This is a genomic window from Bradyrhizobium sp. CIR48, from assembly GCF_014198315.1.
Taxonomy (GTDB): domain Bacteria; phylum Pseudomonadota; class Alphaproteobacteria; order Rhizobiales; family Xanthobacteraceae; genus Bradyrhizobium.
The window spans coordinates 186,473-193,529 of record NZ_JACIHG010000015.1; the positions used below are offsets into that span (position 1 = coordinate 186,473).

Here is a 7,057-nt window from a genome sequence, read left to right on the forward strand (position 1 = left end):
TCCTGTGAATTACTGCAAAATCTCGAACAAGCCGGCCGCGCCCATGCCGCCGCCGACGCACATGGTGACCACCGCATATTTCGCCTTGCGGCGGCGGCCTTCGATCAAAGCGTGGCCGGTGAGGCGCGCGCCGGACATGCCGTAGGGATGGCCGACCGCGATCGCACCGCCGTCGACGTTGATCTTGTCGGGATCGATGCCGAGCTTGTCGCGGCAATACAGCACCTGCACCGCGAAAGCTTCGTTCAGCTCCCACAGGCCGATGTCGTCGACGGTGAGGCCGTGGCGCTTGAGCAGGCGCGGCACGGCGAAGACCGGGCCGATGCCCATCTCGTCCGGCTCGCAGCCGGCGGAGACGAAGCCGCGGAAGATGCCGAGCGGCTTGAGGCCGCGCTTCGAGGCTTCCTTGTCGCTCATGATGACGGAGGCGCTGGCGCCGTCGGAGAGCTGACTGGCATTGCCGGCGGTGATCGAAAAGCCCTCACCGCGCACGGGCTTGAGGCCGGCGAGGCCTTCGATCGTGGTCTCGGGGCGCGGACCTTCGTCCTGCGACAGCGTGACGTCCTTCATCGACACGGCGCCGGTCGCCTTATCGGTGACTGCCATCTGCGTCGTGATCGGCGCGATCTCCTCCTTGAACTTGCCGCCCTGCTGGGCAGCCGCAGTGCGGCGCTGGCTCTCCAGCGAATACTCGTCCTGCTGCTCGCGCGAAATGCCGTAGCGCTTGGCGACGATCTCCGCGGTGTCGATCATGGGCATGTAGACCTCGCCCTTGATCTTGAGCAGCGCCGGGTCCTGGGCGTGGAAGCCGTTCATCTTGTCGTTCTGCACGAGGCTGATCGACTCGCCGCCGCCGCCGACCGCGATCTCGACGCCGTCGAAGATCACCGAGCGCGCGGCGAGCGCGATCGCCTGCAGGCCCGAGGCACATTGCCGGTCGATCGTGGTGCCGGCGACGGTGACGGGAAGGCCGGCGCGCAGCAGCGCCTTGCGCGCGATGTTGCCGCCGGTCGCGCCCTGCTGCAGCGCCGCGCCCATCACGACGTCCTCGATCTCCTTCGGATCGACCTTGGCACGCGCGACGGCTTCGCCGATGGCGTGGCCGAGCAGGGTTGCGCCCTCGGTGGCATTGAGCGCGCCGCGATAGGCCTTGCCGATCGGGGTGCGGGCGGTGGAAACGATGACGGCGTCGGTCAAGAACGAGCTCCTGATGCGGTTTTAGTGGATTGTGACGGTTTCTGCTGCTGGCGCAATTCGTGGCGCGACAATTTTCCGACCGGCGTACGCGGCAGATCGTCGACGAACTCGACCTCGGCCGGCAATTCGTGCTTGCCGAGCTTGCCGGCGAGCTGCGCGCGCAGCTCGTCGAGCGCGAACGGCTTTGTGTCCGGCTTAAGCTTGATGAAGGCCTTCGCGGCCTCGCCGCGGTACTGGTCGGGAATGCCGAGCACGATCACCTCGTGCACGCCAGCAATGGTGTAGATCGCCTGCTCGATCATCTGCGGATAGACGTTGAAGCCGCCGGAGATGATCATGTCCTTCTTGCGGTCGACCAGGAAAAAATAGCCGTCGGTGTCGACATAGCCGATGTCGCCGGTGAGGAAGCGGCCGTCGACGAAGGCGTCCGTGGATCCCTCCGGCTTGTTCCAGTAGCCCCTGGTGACATTCGGGCCCTTGATGCGGATCTCCCCGACTTCGCCCGGCGCAAGCACGCGCTTGGGATCATCGAGCGCGACGACGTCGAGCTCGATGCCGGGCAGCATCAGGCCGATCGAGCCGGGCTTGTCCGGCCCCGTCGGCGGGTGGCCGGTGCCGGGCGAACAGGTCTCGGTCATGCCCCAGCCGCTGCGCAGCTTCTTGCCGACCTTGCGCTCGAAGAAGTTCGCGACCTCCACCGGCAGCGGCGCGCCGCCGGAGCCGATAGTCGCGAGCGAGGAGAAGTCGCGCTTGTCCAGATCAGGCAGCGCGGCGATCGCGATCCACATCGTCGGCACGCCCGGAAAATAAGTCGCGCGCTTGACCTCGATGTCGCGCATCACGGCTTCGACGTCGAAGCGCTGATGCAGCGAGACCAGATTGCCGCGGCTGAGCGAGGACAGCAGCACCACGGTCAGCGCGTAGATGTGGAACAGCGGCAGCACGCAGATGACGCGCTCGATCGTCTCGCCGCGCGCGGCGCGCGATGGCTTGCCCCAGACATCGTAGATCGACACCGCCGAGGTGAGATTGCCGTGGGTGAGCATCGCGCCCTTGGGCAGACCGGTGGTGCCGCCGGTATATTGCAGCAGCGCGACGTCGTCGGCCGTTACGACAGGCCATTGGGCCGGCGCGGTCGCGCCCTCGGTGAAGGCCTTGAAGGTGACGATGCGGGGATCATCCGGGATCGCCGCCTGCGGCGTGCCGATCTTGCCCCAATGATCGTCCTCGCAGACGACGAGACGGTCGATCAGCCCCTTCTCCAAAAACTTCAGCGCGGTCGGCAGCAGCGCCGCAAGGTTTGAGGTGACCAGCAGGCGCGAGCCGGAGTCCGAGATCTTGTGCGTCAGCGCGATCTCGCCGTCGAGCGGCGACAGATGCGCGAGGCGGGCGCCTGCCTTCAGCGCGCCGAAGAAATTGACGGGATGGTCCGGCGAGTTGCCGAGGAACAGCGCGACGGAGGAGCCCTTGCCGCAGCCGGCGCGCAGGAACGCCGCCGCCGCGCGCTCGGCCTGAGCTGCGAGCTCCGTGTATGTGATCGGGCGATCTCGAAATTCCAGAGCGGTGCGCGGGCCGTAATCGGCGGCAGCTTTCGACAGCAGGTCAGGCAGCGTGCCCTGGACGATGGTGTCGTCCCACCGCACGCCCTCGGGATAGAACTGTTCGCCGGGATGGGTCATTGGCGATCGATACTCTGCAAAACGGTAGTCGCCGGGTCGTGTGAGGTGGGCACCGGCGGACGGGCTCCCTTCCCCCTTGTGGGGAAGGGTTGGGGAAGGGGGTAGCCACAAATTCCGATCTCGCCCGGGGCCACCTCCCTCCCTGCCCCTCCCCCACAAGGGGGGAGGGAACGGAGAGAGCTTTGCCCGGAGCGCGACATCGCAGCAGCACCCAATCCGATCACGCCGCCTTCGACGCCGCCGCCAGCGACGCAAACGTCTTGCCTTCGGCCGCGAGCTTCTTCAGCAGCGGTGCCGGCTCGAGGCTCGGGTCGTTGGTCTCCTTGGCGTAGAAGGCCAGGCGATCGGCGATGTGCTTGAGACCGACGCTGTCGGCCCAGAACATCGGGCCGCCGCGATAGATCGGCCAGCCATAGCCATAGAGCCAGACCACATCGATGTCGGAGGGACGCGCCGCGATGCCCTCTTCGAGGATCTTCGCGCCCTCGTTGATCATCGGATACATCATGCGCTCGAGGATCTCGTCGTCGCTGACGACGCGCTTCTTGCGGCCGAGACGGGCGAGCGTCTCGTCGATCAGCTTCTCGACCTCCGGATCGGGCAGCGCCGAGCGGCTGCCGGCTTCGTACTTGTAGTAGCCCTTGCCGGTCTTCTGGCCGAAGCGGCCGGCCTCGCACAGTGCGTCCGCGATCTCCGACTTGATGCCGCGGTCTTTCCGCGAGCGCCAGCCAATGTCGAGGCCGGCGAGGTCGCCCATCGCAAACGGCCCCATCGGCATACCGAACTTCGTCACCACGGCGTCGACCTGCTGCGGCAGCGCGCCTTCGAACAGCAGCTTCTCGGACTGCTTGCCGCGCTGGGCGAGCATGCGGTTGCCGACGAAGCCGTCGCAGACGCCGACCACGGCCGGCACCTTCGCGATTTTTCGCGCGATAGTCACCGCAGTCACCAGCGCGTCCGGCGCGGTCTTGTCGGCGCGCACGATCTCGCACAGCTTCATGACGTTGGCCGGCGAGAAGAAGTGCATGCCGAGCACGTCCTGCGGACGCTTGGTCGACTTCGCGATCTCGTCGATGTTGAGATACGAGGTGTTGGAGGCGAGCACGGCGCCGGGCTTGGCGTATTGGTCGAGCTTGCCGAACACTTCCTTCTTCACCGCCATGGTCTCGAACACGGCTTCGATGACGAGATCGGCATCGCCGACATTCTCGATACCGACGACGCCGTTGATCAGCGCCATGCGCTTGGCGGGCGCGTCGGCCGGGATGCCGCCGCGCGCCGCGGTCGCTTCCCAGTTCTTCTGCATGATGCCCATGCCGCGCTTGAGCTGCTCCTCACCGGTCTCGATCAGGGTGACGGGAACGCCGGCATTGGCAAAGGACATCGCGATGCCGCCGCCCATGGTGCCGGCGCCGAGGATGGCGACACGGTTCACGGGACGCGACTTGGTGCCGTCAGGAACGCCCGCGATCTTGGCAGCCTCGCGCTCGGCGAAGAACGCGTAACGCTGCGCCTTGGACTGGTCGCTGGCGACGAGCTTCAGGAAGCCCTCGCGTTCCTTCTTCAGGCCTTCGTCGAAGGGTAGGTCAATGGCGTAGCCCACGGCGTCGGCGGCGGCGAACGGCGCCTCCAGGCCGCGCGACTTCTTGGTCATGGCGGCGACCGCATTGGTGAAGATCGAGCGGTCCGCCTTGGCCGCCGCGATCTTGGAATCGTCGTCGCGCAGGCGCCGCAGCGGACGCTTCTCGGCCAGCAGCTTTCGCACGAAGGCTTCGCCGCCCGATGCCGGCCCCTCGATGATTTCCTCGATCAGGCCGTTCTTGAGCGCTTCCACCGCACCAATGGGATCACCGCCGACGATCATCTTGACGGCGAGTTCGGGACCGACCGCGCGCGGCAGGCGCTGGGTGCCGCCGGCGCCCGGCAGAAGACCGAGCTTCACCTCGGGCAGGCCGAGCCTTGCCTCTTTCACCGCGACGCGGAAATGACAGGCGAGCGCGACCTCGAGGCCGCCGCCGAGCGCGGTACCGTGGATCGCGGCAACCACGGGCTTGGGCGAATTCTCGATCTCGGACAGCACGTCGTTGAGGGCGGGCGCCTTCGGCGGCTTGCCGAATTCGGTGATGTCGGCACCGGCAATGAAGGTGCGGCCGGCGCAGGTCAGCACGATGCCCTTGATGGCGGGATCGGCAATCGCAGCCTTGATGCACTCCAGAATGCCGCCGCGGACCGCGGCACTCAGCGCGTTGACCGGAGGGCTGTCGACCGTGACGATCCCGACTTCGTCATGACGCTCAAGCTTGACCACTTCGCTCACGGTGTTCCCTCCTTGGTGGGGATTTACTTTTGTTCGATTTCGCGGTGCGGAATTTAATTCCGCATCTTGACGGCAGGGTTATTTTGAAGCACGTGGCTTGTCAACGACTCCGCGCAAGAAGCAGATCAGGGATGAAGCGTACAGGAAAGAAGACTGCGACCGATCGGAATTTCGTCGTCGCGCTTTCCCGCGGACTGGACGTATTGCGCGCTTTCCACCCCAATGACGGCCTTCTCGGCAATCAGGAGATTGCGGCTCGCACCAACCTGCCGAAGCCGACGGTGTCTCGGCTGACCTACACCTTGACCAAGCTGGGCTATCTTGCGCCGGTTCCCCGCTTCGAGAAGTATCAGCTCACACCCGCGGCGATGTCGCTCGGCTACGCCGCGCTCGCCAATCTCGGCGTTCGGCATTTGTCCGAGCCGTTCCGCGAGGAAGTGATGCGCGCGACGGGCGGTGCCGTCGCCGTCGGCGGCCGCGACCGTCACAGCATGATCTATTTCGGGCAAAGTCGCGGCAGCGAGACTGTCGGGGTTCAACTTGACGTCGGCTCTCGCGTGCCGATTGCAACCAGCGCGATGGGCCGCGCCTATTTCTGGGCGCTCGACGACGCGGACCGCGCAGACCTGTCCCGCCTCTTGCGCGAACATTACGGCAGCCGCTGGCCCAAGATGCGCGACGGGCTGGAACGTTCCGGCGAAACCGTCGCGAAATACGGTTTTGCGATCTCCGTCGGCGACTGGCACGACGACATCGGCGCCGCCGGCGTCGCACTCAGGCTCAACGACGGAACCGGTCCCTACGCATTCAATTGCGGCGCGCCCGCATTCCGCTTCACGGAAGAGCGTTTGATCAACGACATTGGACCGCGTCTCTTAGCGATGGTAAGGAACATCGAAGCGGCGCTCGGGGGTCTAATGCCGCATTCCAAAAAAGACGTCAGCAAAAAGCTGAAATCAGGAGGAAAAGTTGCGCGTGTGGCCGAGGGATTCAGATAGCCTTTGTCATCATCGGGAGCGGTTCACATCGCTCCTTCGCTCACTGAATGACGTGAGCGAGACGAGATGACGCAGGCACAGCTCGCGCAGGGGACATCGCCCCTGCTCGCTGTTCGCGACGTCAGCGTCGTGTTCGGCGGCATCATCGCGCTCAACGGCGTGTCCTTCGACATGCACAAGGGCCAGATCCTCGGCTTGATCGGCCCCAACGGCGCCGGCAAGACCACGCTCTTCAACTGCCTGTCCCGGCTCTACCAGCCGTCATCCGGCGACATCCTGATGGAGGGTGCGAGCATCCTGACGCGGCCGCCGCACCGGATCGCCGAGATCGGCATCGGCCGCACCTTCCAGAACGTGGCGCTGTTTCCGAACCTCTCGGTGATGGATAACGTCCGCGTCGGCGCGCATTCGAGGACCTCCAGCGACATCATCAGCGACTCGCTGAAGCTTGCATGGGTTCGCCGCAGCGAAACCAGCGTCAACAAGAAGGTGCACGAGATCCTCGCCTATCTCGACCTCGAGGACGTCGCCCACACCGTGGTCTCCGGCCTGCCCTTCGGCACGCAGAAGCGCGTCGAGCTGGCCCGGGCACTGGCTGCCGATCCCAAGATCCTGCTGCTCGACGAGCCCGCCGGTGGCCTCAACCACGAAGAGGTCTACGTGCTCGGCGATCTCATCCGCAAGATCCGCGACGAGCGCCACATGACCGTGCTGCTGGTCGAGCATCACATGGGACTCGTGATGTCGATCGCCGACCACGTCGTCGCGCTGAATTTCGGCAAGAAGCTCGCGGAAGGCACGCCGGCCCAGGTGCAGGCGGACCCCGACGTCATCAAGGCCTATCTCGGGAGCAAGGACCAATGACG

At 65.6% G+C, this 7,057-nt stretch carries 5 protein-coding genes; 2 read left to right on the plus strand and 3 right to left on the minus strand.

Annotation, left to right across the window (positions count from 1 at the left end; genetic code table 11):
• Window positions 1-9: 9 nt before the first annotated feature.
• From GGD66_RS36085 to GGD66_RS36095, 3 genes are all read right to left on the minus strand, one after another.
• Window positions 10-1,197 carry an acetyl-CoA C-acyltransferase gene (locus tag GGD66_RS36085; RefSeq protein WP_183261449.1) on the minus strand — a complete coding sequence of 396 codons (1,188 nt, stop codon included), beginning with the start codon at window positions 1,195-1,197 and terminating at the stop codon, window positions 10-12.
• Window positions 1,194-2,876 (minus strand): dicarboxylate--CoA ligase PimA, encoded by a 1,683-nt coding sequence (pimA, locus tag GGD66_RS36090; RefSeq protein WP_183261451.1) that lies wholly within the window; start codon window positions 2,874-2,876, stop codon window positions 1,194-1,196. The genes GGD66_RS36085 and pimA overlap by 4 nt, the downstream gene beginning before the upstream one ends.
• Before the next feature lie 220 nt (window positions 2,877-3,096).
• Complete coding sequence (locus GGD66_RS36095) at window positions 3,097-5,193, minus strand: 3-hydroxyacyl-CoA dehydrogenase NAD-binding domain-containing protein (RefSeq protein ID WP_183261453.1); 2,097 nt, start codon at window positions 5,191-5,193, stop codon at window positions 3,097-3,099.
• 131 nt (window positions 5,194-5,324) lie between these two features.
• Between GGD66_RS36095 and GGD66_RS36100 the strand changes: the two genes are divergently transcribed.
• Together GGD66_RS36100 and GGD66_RS36105 are read left to right on the plus strand one after the other, a co-directional pair.
• Window positions 5,325-6,191 (plus strand): IclR family transcriptional regulator, encoded by an 867-nt coding sequence (locus tag GGD66_RS36100; RefSeq protein ID WP_026202076.1) that lies wholly within the window; start codon window positions 5,325-5,327, stop codon window positions 6,189-6,191.
• Between the two features lie 66 nt (window positions 6,192-6,257).
• A complete protein-coding gene (locus GGD66_RS36105; protein WP_018318823.1) occupies window positions 6,258-7,055 on the plus strand; it encodes an ABC transporter ATP-binding protein in 798 nt (265 codons plus the stop codon).
• Window positions 7,056-7,057 lie beyond the last annotated feature (2 nt).

Bases quoted from the DNA above. Each gene is read 5' to 3' on its own strand.
- pimA (WP_183261451.1), bottom strand. From the start codon at position 2,876: ATGACCCATCCCGGCGAACAGTTCTATCCCGAGGGCGTGCGGTGGGAC.
- GGD66_RS36100 (WP_026202076.1), top strand. From the start codon at position 5,325: ATGAAGCGTACAGGAAAGAAGACTGCGACCGATCGGAATTTCGTCGTC.
- GGD66_RS36105 (WP_018318823.1), top strand. From the start codon at position 6,258: ATGACGCAGGCACAGCTCGCGCAGGGGACATCGCCCCTGCTCGCTGTT.